At 62.0% G+C, this 18433-nt stretch carries 15 protein-coding genes; 7 read left to right on the forward strand and 8 right to left on the reverse strand.

All coding sequences use genetic code 11. From position 1 onward, the window contains the following. Positions 1-127 precede the first annotated feature (127 nt). The gene (locus AC27VO_RS09840; RefSeq protein ID WP_488666533.1) at positions 128-2131 is read right to left on the reverse strand and encodes a peptidase U32 family protein; all 2004 of its coding nucleotides are present in this window, start codon (positions 2129-2131) and stop codon (positions 128-130) included. 79 nt (positions 2132-2210) lie between these two features. Between AC27VO_RS09840 and tadA the strand changes: the two genes are divergently transcribed. Beyond that, entirely contained in the window at positions 2211-3614 is a 1404-nt protein-coding gene (gene tadA, locus AC27VO_RS09845; RefSeq protein WP_488666534.1) for a tRNA adenosine(34) deaminase TadA, read from the forward strand. Here tadA and AC27VO_RS09850 read toward each other — a convergent pair. After that, on the reverse strand, positions 3571-3891 hold the full coding sequence (locus AC27VO_RS09850) for a hypothetical protein (protein ID WP_488666622.1): 321 nt from the start codon (positions 3889-3891) through the stop codon (positions 3571-3573). The genes tadA and AC27VO_RS09850 overlap by 44 nt on opposite strands. Positions 3892-3915: 24 nt before the next feature. Between AC27VO_RS09850 and AC27VO_RS09855 the strand changes: the two genes are divergently transcribed. From AC27VO_RS09855 to AC27VO_RS09865, 3 genes are all read left to right on the forward strand, one after another. Continuing rightward, a complete protein-coding gene (locus AC27VO_RS09855) occupies positions 3916-4830 on the forward strand; it encodes an LD-carboxypeptidase (RefSeq protein WP_488666618.1) in 915 nt (304 codons plus the stop codon). A gap of 86 nt (positions 4831-4916) precedes the next feature. After that, positions 4917-5372, forward strand: coding sequence for a hypothetical protein (locus AC27VO_RS09860; protein ID WP_488666535.1), 456 nt, complete (start codon positions 4917-4919; stop codon positions 5370-5372). A 300-nt stretch (positions 5373-5672) separates the two neighbouring features. Beyond that, positions 5673-6824, forward strand: a complete 1152-nt coding sequence (locus tag AC27VO_RS09865) for an HD-GYP domain-containing protein (protein WP_488666536.1) — start codon at positions 5673-5675, stop codon at positions 6822-6824. A gap of 121 nt (positions 6825-6945) precedes the next feature. Here AC27VO_RS09865 and AC27VO_RS09870 read toward each other — a convergent pair whose 3' ends face one another. Then, positions 6946-9324 carry a membrane-bound PQQ-dependent dehydrogenase, glucose/quinate/shikimate family gene (locus AC27VO_RS09870; RefSeq protein WP_488666537.1) on the reverse strand — a complete coding sequence of 793 codons (2379 nt, stop codon included), beginning with the start codon at positions 9322-9324 and terminating at the stop codon, positions 6946-6948. A gap of 273 nt (positions 9325-9597) precedes the next feature. Then, complete coding sequence (locus tag AC27VO_RS09875) at positions 9598-10278, reverse strand: TetR/AcrR family transcriptional regulator (RefSeq protein ID WP_488666538.1); 681 nt, start codon at positions 10276-10278, stop codon at positions 9598-9600. A 292-nt stretch (positions 10279-10570) separates the two neighbouring features. On the opposite strand from AC27VO_RS09875, the gene AC27VO_RS09880 reads away from it, so the two are divergent. Beyond that, the gene (locus AC27VO_RS09880) at positions 10571-11140 is read left to right on the forward strand and encodes a lipocalin family protein (RefSeq protein ID WP_488666539.1); all 570 of its coding nucleotides are present in this window, start codon (positions 10571-10573) and stop codon (positions 11138-11140) included. A 118-nt stretch (positions 11141-11258) separates the two neighbouring features. Here AC27VO_RS09880 and AC27VO_RS09885 read toward each other — a convergent pair whose 3' ends face one another. Next, the gene (locus AC27VO_RS09885) at positions 11259-12041 is read right to left on the reverse strand and encodes an alpha/beta fold hydrolase (RefSeq protein WP_488666540.1); all 783 of its coding nucleotides are present in this window, start codon (positions 12039-12041) and stop codon (positions 11259-11261) included. Between the two features lie 451 nt (positions 12042-12492). Between AC27VO_RS09885 and AC27VO_RS09890 the strand changes: the two genes are divergently transcribed. Then, positions 12493-13179 carry a hypothetical protein gene (locus AC27VO_RS09890; RefSeq protein ID WP_488666541.1) on the forward strand — a complete coding sequence of 229 codons (687 nt, stop codon included), beginning with the start codon at positions 12493-12495 and terminating at the stop codon, positions 13177-13179. Positions 13180-13194: 15 nt separating this feature from the next. Here AC27VO_RS09890 and AC27VO_RS09895 read toward each other — a convergent pair whose 3' ends face one another. Further along, positions 13195-14643 carry an aminotransferase-like domain-containing protein gene (locus tag AC27VO_RS09895; RefSeq protein WP_488666542.1) on the reverse strand — a complete coding sequence of 483 codons (1449 nt, stop codon included), beginning with the start codon at positions 14641-14643 and terminating at the stop codon, positions 13195-13197. An 88-nt stretch (positions 14644-14731) separates the two neighbouring features. On the opposite strand from AC27VO_RS09895, the gene AC27VO_RS09900 reads away from it, so the two are divergent. Further along, positions 14732-15364, forward strand: coding sequence for a LysE family translocator (locus tag AC27VO_RS09900; protein WP_488666543.1), 633 nt, complete (start codon positions 14732-14734; stop codon positions 15362-15364). A 121-nt stretch (positions 15365-15485) separates the two neighbouring features. On the opposite strand, the gene AC27VO_RS09905 is transcribed toward AC27VO_RS09900, so the two are convergent. Together AC27VO_RS09905 and AC27VO_RS09910 are read right to left on the reverse strand one after the other, a co-directional pair. Beyond that, a complete protein-coding gene (locus tag AC27VO_RS09905) occupies positions 15486-16631 on the reverse strand; it encodes an HlyD family secretion protein (RefSeq protein ID WP_488666544.1) in 1146 nt (381 codons plus the stop codon). A gap of 55 nt (positions 16632-16686) precedes the next feature. Then, entirely contained in the window at positions 16687-18426 is a 1740-nt protein-coding gene (locus tag AC27VO_RS09910) for an MFS transporter (RefSeq protein WP_488666545.1), read from the reverse strand. Positions 18427-18433 lie beyond the last annotated feature (7 nt).

The raw sequence follows: 18433 nt of genomic DNA on the forward strand, positions 1-18433 counted from the left end.
AAGACGCCTTGTTGGCTGGGCGTTGCACCTGATTTTTAGTCAAAGTGCAGCGCCGGAATCCTAACGACGAACGGCACGCTTGTGTGCCTGATGTGTCACCAACTGTGACGAGGCGCTGAAGCGAGGCTTACGCTTTGACCTGGGGGGCAGGGCGCGTGCGGTAGAACTGCATGGGGAACTCTTTCATCTCCTTGGCATGCTGGTTCAGCACCGACTGCTTCATCTTGCCCACCACATGCATTTCGCAGGGCTTGCAGTCAAAGCGCAGGGTGAGCTTTTCCTTGCCGTTGATCAGTTGCAGCGGCTCTGCCTTGATGGTGCCCTTCACGCCAATCACACCCTTGGCCTGTTTGGGGCACAGGCTCATCGAGAAGCGCACGCAGTGCTTGGTGATCATCAGACTGACTTCGCCCAGCTCTTCCTTGCTTTCGTACGCCGCGTCGATCACCTTCACACCATGCTTCATGTAGAAGTCGTGCGCTTTTTGGTTGTAGACGTTGGCCAGATAGCTCAGCGTGTCTTCGGGGAACGGAGCGGGTGGCTCCACGGGCTTGGCGCGCGGCAGGCGCGTAAAGCCGCTGGCGCGGGCGGACTCCAAAGCCTCCAGTGCATCGCGGCGCAGCTGGTTCAGGGTTGAGGCTGGCAAAAACCACGGCTGGCTCACGCTTAGACTGATGTCGTTGACTGCAAAAATCGACGCGCCAAAGCGGCCCAGCTGTTCACGCAGTGTGGCTTCGGCCTTCGATGCATCGGTGGCTGCCTGGTGTGCTTGCGCGATCGTGGCGCTGCCCACAAAGCCGTCTTCATCGGTCAGCGTGAGCGCAAAGCCGTTGGCGGTGTCCTTGAACTCGGCCCACAGGCCGATGCGGCGGTCACTGGACTTTTTGTCCAGCATGCGCACCCAGTTCATGTCACGGTTGCGGTTGACTTCCAGGCCCTTGCGCAAGTCCTTAAAGCCCGCAATCGGGTCTTTCGGGAACATGCGCCAGATGCCTTTTTTGGCATTCACGCACTCGGCGCGGTTGATGTGCAGGCCCACCAGTTCCTTTTGCAGGTCGTAGTAGCACAGGCCGTCGCCGTTGTTGAAGATGGCGGCTTTGTCGTTGCTCTCGAACTCAAACCACTTGTCGCCCACTTGCGTGACCCAGCCCACAGCACGCCCCGGCGTTTTGGGTGTGTCGAAGGCGCCGATGTCGTCTTGGCGGCCATTGACAAAGTAGTCGGTGAACTCGCGGTTGAAGTTCTGGTCGGGGTCGGGGTTGAAGGTGAAGGTGGTCGCGCCGGAGGACGAGCGTGCCAGCGGCATCTCGGAGAACTCGCGCTCTTCAATGATCTCGTCCAGGATCTTGCGGTAGTGCGCCGTGATGTTCTTCACGTACGCCATGTCTTTGTAGCGGCCTTCAATCTTGAAGCTGCGCACGCCCGCATCCACCAGCGCGCGCATGTTGTCGGTCTGGTTGTTGTCCTTCATCGACAGTACATGCTTTTCGTGCGCAATGATGCGGCCCTTGTCGTCCATCACCTCATAGGGCAGGCGGCAAGCCTGGTTGCAGTCACCCCGGTTGGCGCTGCGCCCGGTGTGGGCGTGCGTGATGAAGCACTGGCCCGAATACGCCACGCACAGCGCGCCGTGGATGAAGTATTCAATGGTGGTGTGCGGATCTAGCACGTTGTGCACGGCCTTGATCTGCTTCAAGTCCAGCTCGCGCGCCAGCACGATCTGGGAAAGGCCTGCGTCTTGCAGGAACTTGGCTTTCTCGGGGGTGCGAATGTCGTTTTGGGTGGAGGCATGCAACTGGATGGGCGGCAGGTCCAGCTCCAGCAGGCCCATGTCTTGGATGATCAGCGCATCGGCGCCGATGTTGTACATGTCCCAGGCCATCTTGCGGGCACCTTCGAGTTCATCGTCGCGCAAGATGGTGTTGAGCGTGATGAAGATGCGGCTGTTAAAGCGGTGCGCGTGTTGGACGAGGCGCTCCAAGTCACGGATCTCATTGCCCGCCGTGGCGCGTGCACCAAAGCCGGGGCCACCGATGTAGACGGCGTCCGCACCGTGGTTCACCGCCTCGATGCCGATATCGGCGTTGCGGGCGGGGGATAAGAGTTCGAGTTGGTGGGGCAGCAAAGACATAGGGGGCGGATTATCCCAGTCTGTACAGGTTTGCGCATGCGCGGGTGAATCTGCCCAGGGGCATTGATAATCCTTGCCCATGACCACACGGACACCCGATCACGCCCACTGGATGCGCCACGCCCTGTTGCTGGCGCAGCAAGCCGCTGCCGCTGGCGAAGTGCCCGTGGGCGCGGTGGTGGTCAAAGACGGGCAGGTGGTGGGCGAGGGCTGCAATGCCCCGCTGGCTGGCCAGGACCCGACCGCCCATGCCGAGGTGCTGGCGCTGCGTGCGGCGGCACGCAAGCTGGGTAATTACCGCCTGGACGGCTGCACCCTGTACGTGACGCTGGAGCCGTGCACCATGTGCAGCGGCGCCATGCTGCATGCGCGTGTGGATACCGTGGTCTACGGCGCAGCCGAGCCCAAAACGGGGGCCGCGGGCTCGGTGCTCAATGTCTTTGGCTATGCGCAGATCAACCACCAGACCGAGGTGGTGCGCGGCGTATTGGCCGAAGAATGCGCGGCGGTGCTGGCCGCATTTTTCCAGCAGCGCCGTGCGGCCAACCGGGCGGTGGCATTGGCCAATCACCCGCTCAAAGACACGGCACTGCGTCAGCCCAACAGCGCTTTCGCGAATTTGCCCGACTGGCCGTATGCCCCGCAGTGGCGCAGTGACTTGGCCGCCCTGGAGGGGCTGCGCATGGCGGTGGTGGACGAAGGCCCGCAGCAGGCACCGCTGACCTGGCTGTGCCTGCACGGCGCGGCCAGCTGGGGCTATGCATTTCGCCATCTGGTGGCGTGCTGGCTGGCAGCGGGCCACCGCGTGGTCGTACCCGATTTGCCCGGTTTTGGCCGCAGTGACCAGCCCAAACGGGACAAGGCGCACACGGCGGCGGGGCACATTCAGACCGTGGTGGATCTGGTGCAGGCGCTGGATTTGCGCCATGTGGTGCTGGTGGGTGAGGGCGATGGTGCCCGGCTGGGGCTGGCCGTGGCGCAGGCGGCACCAACGCGTTGGGTGGGGGCTTGGTTGATTGACGCCTGGCCCCATGCCGCACCGCCCCAGACACTGGCGCGGTGGCTGCAATCGGCGGCCAACAAACCCTCGTGGGAAGTCGAGCACGCCATGGTTCAAGCAGGTTTTTGGTCTTATGGGCAGGCTGGGATTGCGCCACTAGCTATTCCTTTTGAAAAACCTGGCCATCGTGCTGCGCTCAAAGCCTGGCCCAGGGTGCAGGCGCAATGGCCTGCTGTGCCCCAGGATGTGGTGCTGCCATGGCTGGCGCAGGGCAAGTGCTGGATTACGCGCAGTGCAAGCAATGCCCTGATGCCGCAGGCCGCATGGGCAGCCGCCTGGCAGCAGGCGTTGCCTGTACTGGCGCAACACCCCCAGGTGCTGCAACAGACCCTCATGCACCCTATGGTTCCAGCGCAAGCCGCCACCAGTGCGACGCAGGCTATGGAATACTTTGGGGCAACAGCCAGGGCCACAGGGCCCTAGCCGACAGAATTTCTCTCTCATCTACGGAGCATGCGGCCCAGCGGTTGCATGACACGCTGTGGCGACTTCCAAGAAAACAACCTCTGCTGGGTCTGAGCACGCTCACGACCATGATCACGACACGCATGCACACGGCTGCGGCGCGCACGAATGCTGCCAGCATGACCACGGGCATGCACACCAGGCCCACACCCATGACACGGGGCACGCCCATGCCCATGCCCATGATGCGCACTGCGGCCACGATCATGAGCACCATGACGGCTGCTGCGGCCATGAGCACAGCGTTGGCCCCAAGCACATCTATGTGTATTCACCCTCTGGCGCGGTGCGTGACAAAGCAGCATTCAAGCGTGCGGTCAAACGCCTCGAAGCGATGGGCCATCACGTAGAAATTGACAGCGATGCCCTGAGCAGCCACCTGCGTTTTGCGGGCGACGATGCGACGCGTATTGCGTCGATTGAACGTGCCGCCGCCAGCGGCGCGGATGTGGCGCTGATCAGCCGCGGGGGCTATGGGCTCTCGCGCATCCTGCCCGGCATCAACTACCAGGCCGTGGCCAAGGCGGTGCAGCAGGGTACGCACTTTGTGGGTTTGAGCGATTTCACTGCATTCCAAAATGCGTTGTTGGCGCAAACCGGCGCCATCAGCTGGGCAGGCCCCGCATTGATCGCGGATTTTGGTCAAAAGGACGAAGTGGACGACATCATGCTCGACTGCTTTGAAGACCTGATCTACTGCCACGGTGAAGGTGCGGGTTGGCGCATGCCCAAGCAGCCCGCCGGTGCGGTGCCCGACGACTTTTATGTCGAAGGCGGTGCCACGCTGTGGGGCAGCAACCTGGCTGTGCTGGTGTCGCTGCTGGGCACCCCGTACTTCCCGCAGGTGGAAGGCGGCATCCTGTTCCTGGAGGACGTGGGCGAGCACCCCTACAAAATCGAGCGCATGCTCACCCAGCTGCTGCACGCGGGTGTGCTGGCCAAGCAAAAAGCGATTGTGTTCGGCCAGTTCACGGAGTTCAAACTCACCCCGCACGACAAGGGTTACAAGCTGCAAAGCGTGATCGATTGGTTGCGCACACAGCTGAGCATCCCGGTGCTGCAAGGGCTGCCTTATGGCCATGTGGCCACCAAGGTGCTGCTGCCCGTGGGTGCGCCCGTGTCGTTGTCGGTTGAAGGGCGTGATGCGCTGATTTACTGGGGACACACCCATTAATTAAAAAGAGAGCTGCTTGCGCAGGTGTAGCAAGCGCTGGCGGCTGTTTTTGTTCATAAACTCACACGCATTTCACGAGGCAATTCATGGGCAAAGCCGCCTTGCACTGGACGGACGACATGCTGGCCCAACTGGGTCAGGAAAAAGATGCCGTCCTGGCCGAGCGCTGGGGCACATCTGCCAAGACGGTGAACCTCAAGCGCAATGCGCTGGGTATACCGGCGTTTGGCCTGGTGCAATGGACCCCCGAGATGTTGGCGGCCCTGGGGACGGACAGCGATGCCGAGCTGGCTGCGCGCTGGGGCATGAGCAAGGCCAGTGTGGTGGCCAAGCGCCAGGCGCAGGGGATTGCCTCGCTGACGCAAAAGCAAGGCGGTGCGCTGGTCTGGACGGCCGATGCCGTCGCGCTGCTGGGCACGGCCTCTGATGCGCAAGTGGCTGCGCAATTGGGCGTCGCACGCCTGACGGTCTACAACGCACGTGTGGCACGCGGTATTCCTTCTGCACCGCGCGGTGCCAAGCCCGTGGATACGTCCAGCTAAGTGCGCGAGCCGCTGCGGCGTAGTTGGGTTTCTTTCAAAAATCTGACAGTCGGTGCGTGCGCCGAGGCAGGCGTGGTGGCGGCGTGAATGCAGTCCTGCATCAAATGTAAGCAATTGTTGTTATTAACTGCGTGCTTTGCGTGCTAACTGCTGGCATCGGGCGAGCGCATGGTGGTGGGCACTGCGCGGGGTGCCACTGTGCTGCGGATAGGCAAGCGGCAGCGGCCGTGCTAGTTTTGAGTCATATCAAGCTGTAAGGCACGGCTTGTGTGGCCCTTGAGACAAGCGTTGCGAAGAACTATGCGGCTGATCCACCCCAAAGAACTGGTCCTCCACGAACCCCTGCCATGGACGCTGTATGACGAGCAGGGCAACTTGCTGCTGCGCGAAGGCTATGTGCTGAGCCTGCCCAGGCACATTGACTCTTTGCTGGCCCGGGGTGCCTATGTGCGGGTGGAAGAGGGGCAGCAAGACCCCCAAGATGAAAGCGTGACCGCAGTGTTGGCCGAGCCGCCCAGTGCGGAAACCGTGCAGGAGCCGGTGTTTGCGCGCGCCACACGGCTGGCAAACAGTCTAGAGCGGCTGCACGCGGACGTGCATGCTGGCCATCTGCGCAGCGAAATGCGCATGCTGGTGCTGGGCATGGCACATGTGATTGAGCACGCGTGCGCGCAAGATGCCGATGCTTTGCTGGCCGCACTGCACACCAATCGGCAGCACCCTTATTTGGTGGTGCAGCAGCTTTTGGCTGCGGCGGTGACGGAGATTGTCGCCAGTGAAGCGCAGGTCGACGCTGCGACCCGCACGGCGTGGGTGTGTGCGGCATTGACGCGCGATATGGGGCTGATCGAGATTCAGTCCACCCTGGACCGGCAAACCACACCGCTGACCGGCGAGCAAGCCATGATGGTGCAGCATCACCCAGACCATGCAGCAGCCTTGCTGACGCAGATGGGGGTGAGTGATGCGCTGTGGCTGCAGGTGGTGCGTCAGCACCAAGAGCGCAGCGACGGCTCTGGCTATCCGCAGGGCTTGCGAGACGCTGATATTGCGCCTGGCGCCAAGCTGCTGGCCATTGCAGATTCCTATGCGGCCATGGTGACACCGCGCGCCAATCGTGAGGCCAAGTTGCCGCATGAGGCGATGAAGGTGCTGCATGCGGCACGCGATGCCGCCTACGACGCTGTGTGGGTGCCCAAAGTGATCAAGGCATTGACGATGTTTCCCCCTGGCAGCGTGGTGCTGTTGGCCAACGGCGAAAAAGCGGTGGTGCGCGCACGTGCTACATCGCTGCAAAACCTGGAGGTCTGGAGTTTGTGCGATGCACAGTCGCACCCTTTGGAGACACCGCAGCCACGCGCAAGCACCGAGGCCGCTTATGCCGTGGTGCGCCCGCTGGCACTGAGCACGTTGGGGGAATCCATGTGTCGCGTGGCATTGCTGTGGGGTTAGAGCATGCAGGGGGCATGTGTAGAAGCCGCTGTCAACCGGCGTAAAAAAGCCGCCCGGCTTGCGCGGGGCGGCTTGTCTCAGTCATCTTCATCGCGCTGGCTCATGCCAGTGGTGCTGAAAATTATTTCTTAGGCAGTGCGTAGGCAATGATGTAGTCGCCACGGTCTGCAGTCATGCGGGCACCACCGGCCACGGTCACCACCATCTGGCGGCCCGACTTGGGCGACAGATAGGTCATGGGTGTAGCTTGCGCACCCACGGGCAGGCGATCCTTCCACACTTCCTTACCGGTCAAGGTGTCGTAGGCGCGGATGTAGTAGTCCTGTGTGCCCACGTGGAAGATCAGATTGCCGGAAGTGGCAATAGGACCGGACAGCGAAGGCATGCCGATTGGCACGGGCAGCGAAGCGCGAACGCCGTGCAGCACGCTGTCTTCGACAGTACCCATTGGGACTTGCCAGGCAATCTTCTTGGTCGTCAGGTCGATGGCCGTGAGGTTACCCCACGAAGGTGCGTGGCAAGGAATGTCCAGCGGCGAGTTGAAGGGGCCACGGATGGCTACATAAGGAGTGCCCTTTTGCTGGGGAACGCCTGCGCCCTTGCCCATGCCCTTGGCGATGGTCTTGGCTTCTTCGAACTTGTCCTGGGGCATCAGCCAGCCGATTTGCGGCATCTTCATGTCGTTGACGATCAGCAGGTTGTGCTGCTTGTCCACGGCCATACCGCCCCAGTTGAAACCGCCGTAATAACCCGGCCAGATCAGCGTGGGCTTGTCGGTCATCTTGGTGAAAGCACCTTCGTTGCGCAGCTGCTTGAACTTGATGCGGCAGTACAGCTGGTCAAACATGGTGGCGCCCCACATGTCGGACTCTTCCAGCTTGGTCTTGGCCAGCTGAGGCATGCCCACAGAGAAAGGCTGTGTGGGGGAGACACGGTCGCCTTCCAGGATCTCTTGCGAGACGGGCTGCTCTTCCACTTGCGTCACTGGCTTGCCATCGCGGCGGTCCAGCATGAACAACTGGTGGGTCTTGGTGGCTACGACCAGTGCAGGTGTTTCACCACCCTTGCCGTCAGGCAGATCCACCAAAGTGGGGGGGGTACCGATGTCGTAGTCCCAGGTGTCGTTGTGGATGGCTTGGAACTTCCAGGCCAGCTTGCCGGTGTCTGCATGCAGGGCCACCATGGCGCTGGAGTGTTCGTCCGTCTCCTTGGTGCGGTGGCCGCCCCAGAAGTCAGGCGTACCGTTGCCCAGCGGCAGGTAGATCAGGTTGAGCTTGGCGTCATACGCGCCGGACGACCACCAGTTGGGTGTGCCCTTGGTGTAGGTTTCACCTTCGGCAGGCAGTTTGGTAATGGCGGGGTTGGCCAGATCCCAGGCCCAGTCGATGGCGCCGGTCTTCAGGTCAAATGCACGAACCACGCCCGAGGGCTCGTCGGTGCGCTGGCTGTCCCACACCCAGCCGCCGATGACTACACGGTCACCCACGACGAAAGGTTGCGAAGTGGGCATGTAGAAATGCTCTTCGTAAGGACCCATGCCTTCGGACAGGTCGGTCGAGCCTTGCTTGCCAAAGTTCTGGCAGACCTCACCGGTCTTGGCGTCCAGCGCCCAGAGCTTGGCATCTTTGGTGGTGGTGATGATGCGGGCATCACACTTGCCATCGGCAGACTTCATCTCCTGGGGCATTTCGTAATAGCCCACGCCGCGGCAGCGGTTCCAGAAAGAGGCTTCCTTGACGTTGGGGTTCCACTCCCAGCGCTTTTCACCGGTTTCGGCATCCAGCGCCATCACACGGTTTTCAGGCGTGCAGATGTACAGGCTGTCACCCACTTGGATGGGGGTGTTCTGGTCTTCGTAGTTGCCGCCGGTCTTGGAGCCAGTGCGGAACGTCCAGGCCACTTCCAGCTGATTGACGTTGTCCTTGTTGATCTGGTCCAGCGGCGCAAAGCGGCCGCTGTCGTCGTTACGGCCGTATTGCAGCCACTGGTTGTCAGCGCTTTGCGCATCGCCCACCGCTTGCACATCACGCACTGGGGTTTGGCCCAGCTTGGCCGTGTTTTCCACGGTGCCATGCGGTGTGAAGACCGAAGCAGCACCCACAACCACCACCACAGCTTGTACGGCAGCTGCAGGCAAGGCGATTTTGTTTTGCTTGTTGGACAGCACGCGGGTGCACAGTGCAGCCAGGCAGCCCAGCACCAGCACAGGTGCCAGGCGAGGCACCAGGCCCCAGAACGAGGTGCCAACTTCTGCCAGCGACCAGATCACGGTACCAATCACCACCACCAAGTACAGCAAACCGCCGTTGGGGTTGCGCTTGAAGAGCAATGCGCCGGAGACCACGGTCAGCAGACCGACAATCAGGTAGTACCAAGAGCCACCCAGCGTGACCAGGCGGAGACCGCCCAGCAGCAGCGCCAGGCCAACCAGCGCGAGGACAACACCATACGCGACTGGCAGCCAGCCACACTTGGTGGCTGGTGTGTTTGTTGTAGACATAAACGATCTTTCAGAGACAAAGGCCCGGCCACCAGTGCAGGTTGCGGGCATACACCAGAACCTTTTTCATGGTTAAAACCCATTGGTAAAGTTCTTGTGCATGAATTGTACTAATTGGTCATTTTTAGTGCTTTTATCTCTAAAGGCCCTAAATTTTTGTTTTTAGAAATTTCATGAATTTGTGAAAATTAATGGGCAGACGAAAAAAAACCATGCGACATGACTGGTGCATGTCGCATGGCTGTAGGAAGAAGGGGGCGTGGCTGAAGCGGTTTAGCGCGCTCCGGTTTGGCTGAAGATGGCCTGAATCTGTGCCATGGTCAGGTCGCTGGCATGGTCGTCGTCTGGTGCATCAGGTGCACGCACGGCATCTTCCAGCAACAGAATCCAGAACGGCGCGCCGAGCAGTTTGGAGGCGGCCTGGGGGGTGATGCCTGCCAGCTCGCCTTCATCAATGGCCATCTGAAAGAGGGCTGCAAAGTGGTCGTGCCAAGGGTTGAACACAGATTGGATATACAGCTGCGCCAAGGCGGGGCGGCTGTTGGCTTCGCCCAGGATGAAGCGCGCCAGCGCTGCACGCCCGGAGGTCCGAAATTGCCGCATCGGGGACACCGCCAGGCGTGTGATGTAGCTGCGCATGGACTCATCGGGCAAGCGAGGGGCCTGCATGGACGAGACCAGAGAGAAGAAGCTGGTCGCCTGCAGGGCCGCTTGCAGCAAAGCCTCTTTGCTCTCGAAATGCAGGTACAGCGTGCCTTTGGCCAAATGCGCGCGCTTGGCGATCTTGTCCATGGTGGCCTGGGCAAAGCCCACCTCGGTGAACTCCTCCAGTGCCGCTTGCAGAATTTCCTTGCGCGTTAGCTCGGTTTTCTGGGGGCTGGGGCCGCGCGTGCGGCGCAGCACCGGCGTGTCGGCTGGGGGGCGAGGGGCAGTGGTGGGGGTAGAGGCAGTCATAGATAGCGTGAACCAAGAAAGGGCACAGCAAGGTGCTCACTCTAATCTCTAGTGCGCAGTGGTCGAGAAAAGTTCAATTAATGCACGATTTATTTTGTTTTTAAGGCGAAATCGGATTTATTTAGAGTGGAGTTGTGTTTTTCCTAGGTTAAAAAATATATTATTTTCCTGAAATGGCGTTGGTGTCAGTCATTGGCTGACACGAGAACAGGGCTTGTGGCGCTGCACGGTGTCTTGTTACATCTTTAGCCTGATTGCATTTTGATACATGCCTGTGGTGCAAGGAGGGTGCATGCAGTCTTTGATCTCCGCCCGTGTTGCGTTCATGCCATCGCGCCGTCAGGTACTGCTGAAAACGGTGGCTACTACCGCGGCCCTGGCTCTGGTGGCGGGGTGTGCAGTGTCCGTACCGTCCCATATCCAGCCAGTCACAGGCTTTGACGTGGCCCGTTACGCAGGGACCTGGTATGAGATTGCGCGCATTGAGCAGTGGTTTGAGAAAGGCTTGGTGCGTACCAGTGCTCGCTACACCATCCAGCCCAACGGCATGCTGCAGGTGCTGAACCGCGGTTTTGATCCCGAAAAAGGTGTGTGGAAAGAGAGCCAAGGCAAGGCCCGTTTTCTCAGCGACTCCAGCGTGGCGGCGCTGAAAGTGTCGTTCTTCGGCCCCTTTTACGGGGGGTACAACGTGGTCAGCCTGGATCCGGACTACCAGGTTGCCCTGGTGATTGGTCAAAGCACGGATGACTTCTGGCTGCTCTCGCGCAAACCGCAGATGGCACAGGACGAGATCTACCGGCTGTTGCAAAAAGCCCAGGCCATGGGGGTGGATCTGAACAAGGTCATGCTGGTCAGCCAGTGAGGGCACGGCGCAGCGCCCGCCAATGGCGGCGGCAGTCCAACGGGTTAAATAAAAAAGAGAGCTGCTAGCGCTTGATGGATAATGACTAGCAGCCAATTTCATTGCAATGATTCGGCCATCAACGGGCCAGGTGCGCGGTGATCAGCGCCAGGCACAGCGGTGTTTGTTCCTTGTGCGGCATGTGGCCGCAGCCCGGTAGGATTTGCAAGGTGGCAGGGCCTTGCACCATGCGGGCAATGGTCTGCGGGTGCTGCGCAGAACCATATTCATCGAGCGCACCATGAATCACCAGCACAGGGCAGTGCACCTGCGGCAGGAAGGGGTCCAGCGTCCAGTGCGCAAACGGCTCGGACAGCCAGGTGTCCGTCCAGGCATGCAGCACCCATTCGGCCTTGTCGGCGTGGTATTTGGCCAGGCGCTCCATGGCGCCGGGTTGTGCAAACTGCTGCTGGGCATCGCTGATGCCCGCGACGGTGTGCGCTTCCACCAGCGCTTGTGCAGCGATCGTGATCAGCTCCTCGCAGGCTGGGCCGTATGCGGCGGCGCTACACACCGCCATGCCGCCCCCCACGCTGTGACCCAGTGCCACAAAACGCTGCAGATCAAAATACTGCAGCACAGCGGCCAGGCCTTGGTGCGCTTCGTCGGCCACAAAGCTCAGCGGCAAGGCGCCGGGGTGGGGAGCTGACTGGCCAAATCCCAGGCGGTCATAGGCCACCACGGTACGTCCGGTCGCTTCAGCCAGCTGGGCGGGAAAGTCACGCCACAGCGTCACGCAGCCCAGTGAATCGTGCAGCATCACAATCGGCGCACCTTGGCTGAGATCGGGGCTCCAGGTTTGTGCAAACAATGCGCCACGGGGCGTGGGGATGCTGTGGGTCTGGCTGGTAATGGCGGTCATGCAAGCACGAAGATCACGTAGGAAGCCGCATGCTAGAGACAGTCTGCCGTGCGGACAGGCGCATTGGCGACTGAGGGCAGCGCATGCGGTCAGAAGTGTGCAGGCATGCCCACACAGCGCATGTGACGGTGTGCGATGGGCGGAGCAGACAGTCGGCTGCTGCGCACGCAGTGCTCCCCAAACTGCGGGCAGCCCCCGTTGGGGCAAGGGCAAGGCGTGGGGAGTACAGTGCCCTGCAGGCAGCAGGTGTACCAGCCAGAAAGCGTTGCTTTAATCTAGGTTAAATACCGACTGGGCGGTTTTTAACTAAAATTTACGGCTAATCCCTCCCTCAGTCCCAGCGTGTGCCGCACAGCGTGGCATACCGGCAGGCCCTTGCAGGGCCAGCATGCACCGCATGGATATGTCTGCCCACCCAGGTCAGGCAGGGGTGGCATTCCGATCGTTTTGTATGACCGAAAATTCTGTAGCAACCGCTTCTTCCGCTTCTGACTCCACACCCAGTTTCATGCTTTGGAACGGGTTGATTTTTTTGGGTGTGTGCGCATCGTTTTGGCTGACCACGGTGATGCCGCAATGGTCATCGTGGGAGAACGGCCCGCTGGAGAGCGCGCAGAACTTCATCTTGCTGGGCGGTTGCTGGGCCGCTCTGGCTGCGGCACGCCAGCTGCGCATGCCCAGCCACAAGGCGCTGCTGGCGATTTCAGCGCTGTTCTGGCTGGCTTTCTTTGGCCGTGAAGTAGGTTGGGGCGCAGCCTTCATGCCTGCCCACGGCATGACGCAGTGGGGCCCCACCTGGAGTTCCAAATACCTGTGGTACCGCCCGGCTGTGCCGTATGTAGTGGGCGCCATGGCCGTGCTGGCGGCGTACTGGTGGGTGCGTTACAAGGTCTGGAGCCAGCTGCTGGTGCCGCTGGTGCGTGGCAGGGCCTTGCCCGTGCTGGCCCTGGCGCAATTTGTGGCGTGCATGGTGATCTCCACCAACGCTGAAGGACACGGCTTCTTTCGCTTGGAGACCTGGTATGGCACCCAGGTGATGGTGCTGGAAGAGCTGGTCGAAGTGTGCGGCTATCTGGCTTTGCTGCTGGCCCAGACCATGGTGGTCTACCACCTGCGCCATTCCACAAAAGACCGCTGATCGCCGCCCTGCGCGCTACAGTAGGGCTTGCAGCGTTTGCAGACTGCTCACATCGTCAGCCAGCGCTACGGGAAGGCGCAGCATGGTAGAGGCCTGCTGGTTCGCCGAAAACAGCACCCCCGGTGCCAGCAGCACCCCTTGCGCAGCCACGCGGCGCGCCAGGGCTTCGGTGTCTTGCCCGGCATCCACCCAGACAAACATGCCGGCCAGCGGCTCCTGGTGCACCACCAGGCCGATGTGCTCCAACAGTTGCAGGCAGCGCTGGCGCGTATCGTCCAGCCGCTCGCGCAGGCGCAGCACGTGTTTGCGGTACTGGCCCTCCACCAAAATGCGGTGCACCACCCGCTCACCCAGCTCGGGGCTGGTCAGGCCGCTGAGCAGCTTGGTGTCGGTCAGCGCCTGAATGCGCTCGGGCGCCGCTGCGATATAGCCCACGCGCAGGCTGCCCGCCAGGGTTTTGGAAAAGCCGCCAATCAGGATCACCCGGCGCAGTCGGTCCAGCGTGGCCAGCCGCGTAGGTTGGGCCACAAAATCGGCATAGGTGTCGTCTTCCAGCAGCAAAAAATTGTGCTGCTCGGCCAGGCGCAGCACGTCATAGGCCACGGGTAGCGACAGGCCCGACCCCGTCGGGTTGTGCACGACCGAGTTGATGATGAACAGCTTGGGCCGGTGTGTCTGCGCCAGCTGCTCCAGCACCTGCAGATCCGGACCGTCACGCAGGCGCGGCACGGGCAGCACCTGCACGCCCAGTGAGCGCAGCAGGCCAAACACCAGAAACCAAGCCGGGTCTTCCACCAGCACGGTATCGCCTGGGCGCAGCATGCTGCGCAGCACCAGATCCATGCCCTGCGTGACGCCGGTGACGGTCATCAGCTCTTGCTCCGGGTCGATGGCCAGGCCCTGCGTCATCAGGTAGGCGGCCAGTTGCTGGCGCAGCGGCGCATAGCCCTGGGGCGCACCGTAGCTGAGCAGCTGCATGCCGGCGCTGCGGCCCACGCTGCGTACGGCGGCGTTGAGCATGTCGTGGTCCATCCAGCTCGCGGGCAGCATGCCGGTGCTGCCGTCAAAGCGCACGCCATCGTGCTGGCGAAAAATGCTGCGCAGCAAAAACGGTGTGTCAAAGGCTGCATCCGGTGCCAGGCTCAGTGTTTCAGGTGTTTTTGCGCTGTAGCCCTTGCTGGATAAGCGCTGTGCGCTCACAAAAAATCCAGCACCTGGGCGCGAATGCAAAGCCCCTTGGGCCACCAGGCGGTCGTAGGCCTGCACCACGGTATCGCGGCTGACAGCGGCGCTGTCGGCCAGCTGGCGCACCGAGGGCATGCGCGTGCCCGCGCGCAGGCTGTGGCTGTGCAGCAGCTGCAGGCAGTGCTGCACCAGCTGGTCGCCCAGCGGCGGCATACCGGGCGCTCGCTGGGGTTGCCAGCCCAGGGCATTACTGCCAACTGTGGGGGTGGTTTGATCCATACAGTAGGTGAATTGACTTGTTAAACCGTATTGGTACTGTACTGTTTAACGCTTCTAAGATGCAAGCACTGAATACCCGGAGCCTCTTATGAATCTGCCGCTGGAAGTGTCTGCCCTGGCTGCCCACCCCACCTTGTTGCCGCTGACCACCTTTATTGTGGTCAGCTCCATCACGCCCGGCCCCAACAATGTGATGCTCACGGCATCGGGGGCCAACTTCGGCTACCAGCGCAGCGTGCCGCACATGCTGGGTATTACGGTGGGCTGTGCGCTGATGCTGTTTCTGGTGGGTGCAGGCCTGGGCGCGGTGTTTGAGCAGTTGCCACAGATGTACACGGTGCTGCAGTACCTGGGTGCGGCCTACCTGATCTGGCTGGCCTGGAAGATCGCCACCTCCGGCCAAGCCGGGCAAGCCGATGCGAAAGCTCGGCCCTTTGGCTTTTGGCAGGCGGCAGCGTTCCAGTGGGTCAACCCCAAAGCCTGGTTGATGTCGGTGGGGGTGGTGGCCGCTTACACCAGTCCGACCAGTTACTGGGCCAGCTTGCTGCTGGGCACCATCGTCATGCTGCTGGTGAACTACCCCTGCATCAGCGTGTGGACGCTGTTTGGCACGGTGATTGGCCGCTGGCTGCAGTCCCCGCGCGCGCTGCAGACCTTCAACTGGGCCATGGCGGGGCTGCTGCTGCTGTCGCTGTACCCGCTGCTGGCCGGGCATGTGTAAAACAAAAAACCGCCGAAGGGCGGTTTTTTTATATGAAATTGGCCGATAACCCTTGCAGTGTCTGCGCTATCAGCTCTCTTTTTTGTGAAGTGATGCGCTGCACCAAGGGCTGTGCCAGGCTTTAGCCACCGCTGGCGGCGGGCGCGTTGGCGTTGGCCGTGTCGATGTGGGCAATCACCGACATGCCGGGGCGCAGGCGCTGTGCCAGTGCCTGTCCCTCGTTGATGGCGATCTTGATAGGCAGGCGCTGGACCACTTTGGTGAAGTTGCCCGTGGCGTTGTCGCCCTTGAGGACGGTGAACTCCGAGCCCGTGGCGGGGGCAATCTCCAGCACCTTGCCGTGCAGCTGCGCACCGTCGAGTGCATCTACGCTGAAGAGGGCGGGCTGGCCAATGCGCACCTGGGCGGTCTGGGTTTCCTTGAAGTTGGCAATCACCCACATGGCGTGGGGCACGACATACAGCAGCTGGCTGCCCGCGCTGACGTACTGGCCCTGGCGCACGCTGGCTTCGCTGACCTGTCCATCGGCCGGGGCACGCACGGTGGTGTTCTCCAGATTGATTTCGGCTTGGCGCAGCTGGGCCTGGGCCATTTGTACGGCGGCCTCCAGCGCACCGCGGTTGACGTCGGTGGCCTTGATGGCTTCCTGGGTGATGGCGATATCGGCCTGGGCCTTGTCGGTGTTCGACTGCGCCAGCCGCGCGGTGGCGCGCACACGGTCACGGTCGTTCAGTGCCACAGCCCCTTGGTTGGCCAGCGTTTGCATGCGCTGCAGCTCGGCGGCGGCGCGTTCGGTTTCTGCATGGGCGGCAGCCAGGCTGGCGTGCTTGGCTTTGAGCGTGGCCTGGTTCTGCGACTGGGACTGGGCCGAGTTGCTCAGCTGTGCCTGTGCGCTGGCCAGCTGGGCCTGTGCCTGGGCCAGGGCGGCTGCATAGCTGCGGCTGTCGATGGTGACCAGGGGCTGGCCGGCAGCCACGTGCTCAAAGTCTTTGACCAGGACTTCGGTCACATAGCCGTTCACCTGCGGCGCCAGCACCGTGACCTGGCCGCGCACATAGGCGTTGTCGGTGGAAATACCCGTCGTCTGGAACGGACCCACATGCCAGGCGCGCAGCACCAGCACCATGCCGATGAGCGCAATCACCACGGCAATCAGGGCGCTGCGCAGCGAAGGGCGCTCTTTCTTGGGGGTGGGCGAAGGCGTTGCCGAAGGGGCGTGGGCTGCAGCCTGGGGGGCTGCGGCAGGGGTAGAAGCGGTGGCATTCATAGCAATGCAGGTGTGGCAAAGTGAGCGGTGGTGAAGGGGCAACCCGAGGGATGGTTTAGCGGGCAGGCGCAGCGGTGGCAGCTGTGGTGGGCGGTGGCTCCGCCTCGGCTTCCATGGCCGCGTCAGTGCCCACTTCATGTGAGTTGTTGGCCTGCTGGCGCGCGGCTTTGGCTGCGGCGATCTTGGTTTGCCCCAGCAGCAGCAACGACCACACCAGGTAGGCCAGCGCCACATAGGCCACCAGGTGGAACACATCGTTGTAAGCGCGCACATTGGCCTCGCGGCGCACGGTTTGCACCAGCTGGGCGGTGGCCTGGGCCGTGCGCTGCACGGGGTCGGTGATGGTGCTGGCCAGCGATTGCTGTAGGATCTGCAGGCGCTGTGCCACCTGCGGGTTGGCTGGGTTGAGCTGCTCGACCATGGCCGCCGAGTAGGTTTTTTCGCGCACGGACTGGTAGGTGCCCAGCAGGGCTGAGCCCATCAGCCCGCCCAGCGACTGGGTGATGGAGATGGTCAAAATGGCGGTCAGCATGAAGTGCGCACCATTTTTGATGCCCTGGGCAATGCCCACCAGCATCAGTGGCCCCATGAAGATGCCCGAGCCCATGGCCATCAGAAACTGGCTGATGAAAAAGTCCTGCGGACGGTCGAGGCTCGTGCGGTCAAAGTCCATGTAGGTGCCCACGCCCAGCAGCACCAGGGCTGCCAGCAGCTGCGGGCCTACGGTCTGCAGCCCAAACGTGGCGGCGGACAGCAGCATGCCGACGATGGTGCCCAGCAAAATGACGGCGAACAGCGACTGCATCTGCTCGGGCGCCATGCCCAGGGTGCGCATCAGGCCCACGACGCCATAGCTTTGCTCGGCCGTCAGAAAACGCAGCACGATGGCGCCCAGCAGAAAGCGGATGGTGGCCCCCTGTGTGAACCAGCGCGTACGGAACATGGGGTGTGGGCGGTGGTGCTCCAGGTACAGGCCAGCGCTGAGCAGGCCTATCGCGCCCACCAGCAGCCACGCCAGCTCAGGCGCATCCAGCCACCAGCGCGTGGTGCCTTGCACCAGCACGGCCACCAGCAGGCCGACACCGGGAATCAGCAGTGCCATGCTGAGGAAGTCGCGCCGCTCAAAAGCCTGAATGTGCACCCCGGCGGGTAGCTTGAGCAGCACCACCGCGGCAAAGGACAGCAGCGCCAGCCCGGCCTCCAGCATGTAGAGGTTGTGCCACTGCCCGTGCATGAGCAAGCTGGGCGAGAGCAGCCACGCCAGGGGCGTGGCCAGCTGGCTGATACCTACGCCCAGCACCAGCATCTTGAGTACATAGGTGCGCGGCAGCGCCTGCAGCATGTACAGCGTACCCAAAGAGGTGCAGGCCGCTGCAGCCAGACCGCTGGCGCCGCGCAACCACAGCAGCGTGTCGACACTGCCCAAGAACAGGTGCAGCACGCACAGCAAGGCATACAGGCCCAGGCTGATTTCCGTGAACAGGCGCATGCCGTATTGCTGGCGGAATTTGTAGACCAACAAATTGGCCGTCACGTTGAAGGTGACGAAAGCGCCGGTGAGCCAGGCGGCCTCCAGCGTCGTCAAGCCCATCTGCCCCTGGATGGTGGGCAAATTGGCCGTAAACAGCGCATTGCCCAAACCGCCGGTGATGCCAACCAGCAGCGCCACCAGCGCATAGCACAGGCGCTCGATTGGCGGGTGGTGCGGCATGGCCGGTGAGCCAGGCAGGGCCGGTTTTTCGTGCTCTTCCCAATCTGGGGGGCGACGCAGGTAAATGGTGGGTGGTGGGGTCACGATGGGG

This window comes from Comamonas sp. 14P8.1.4 (genome assembly GCF_057799285.1).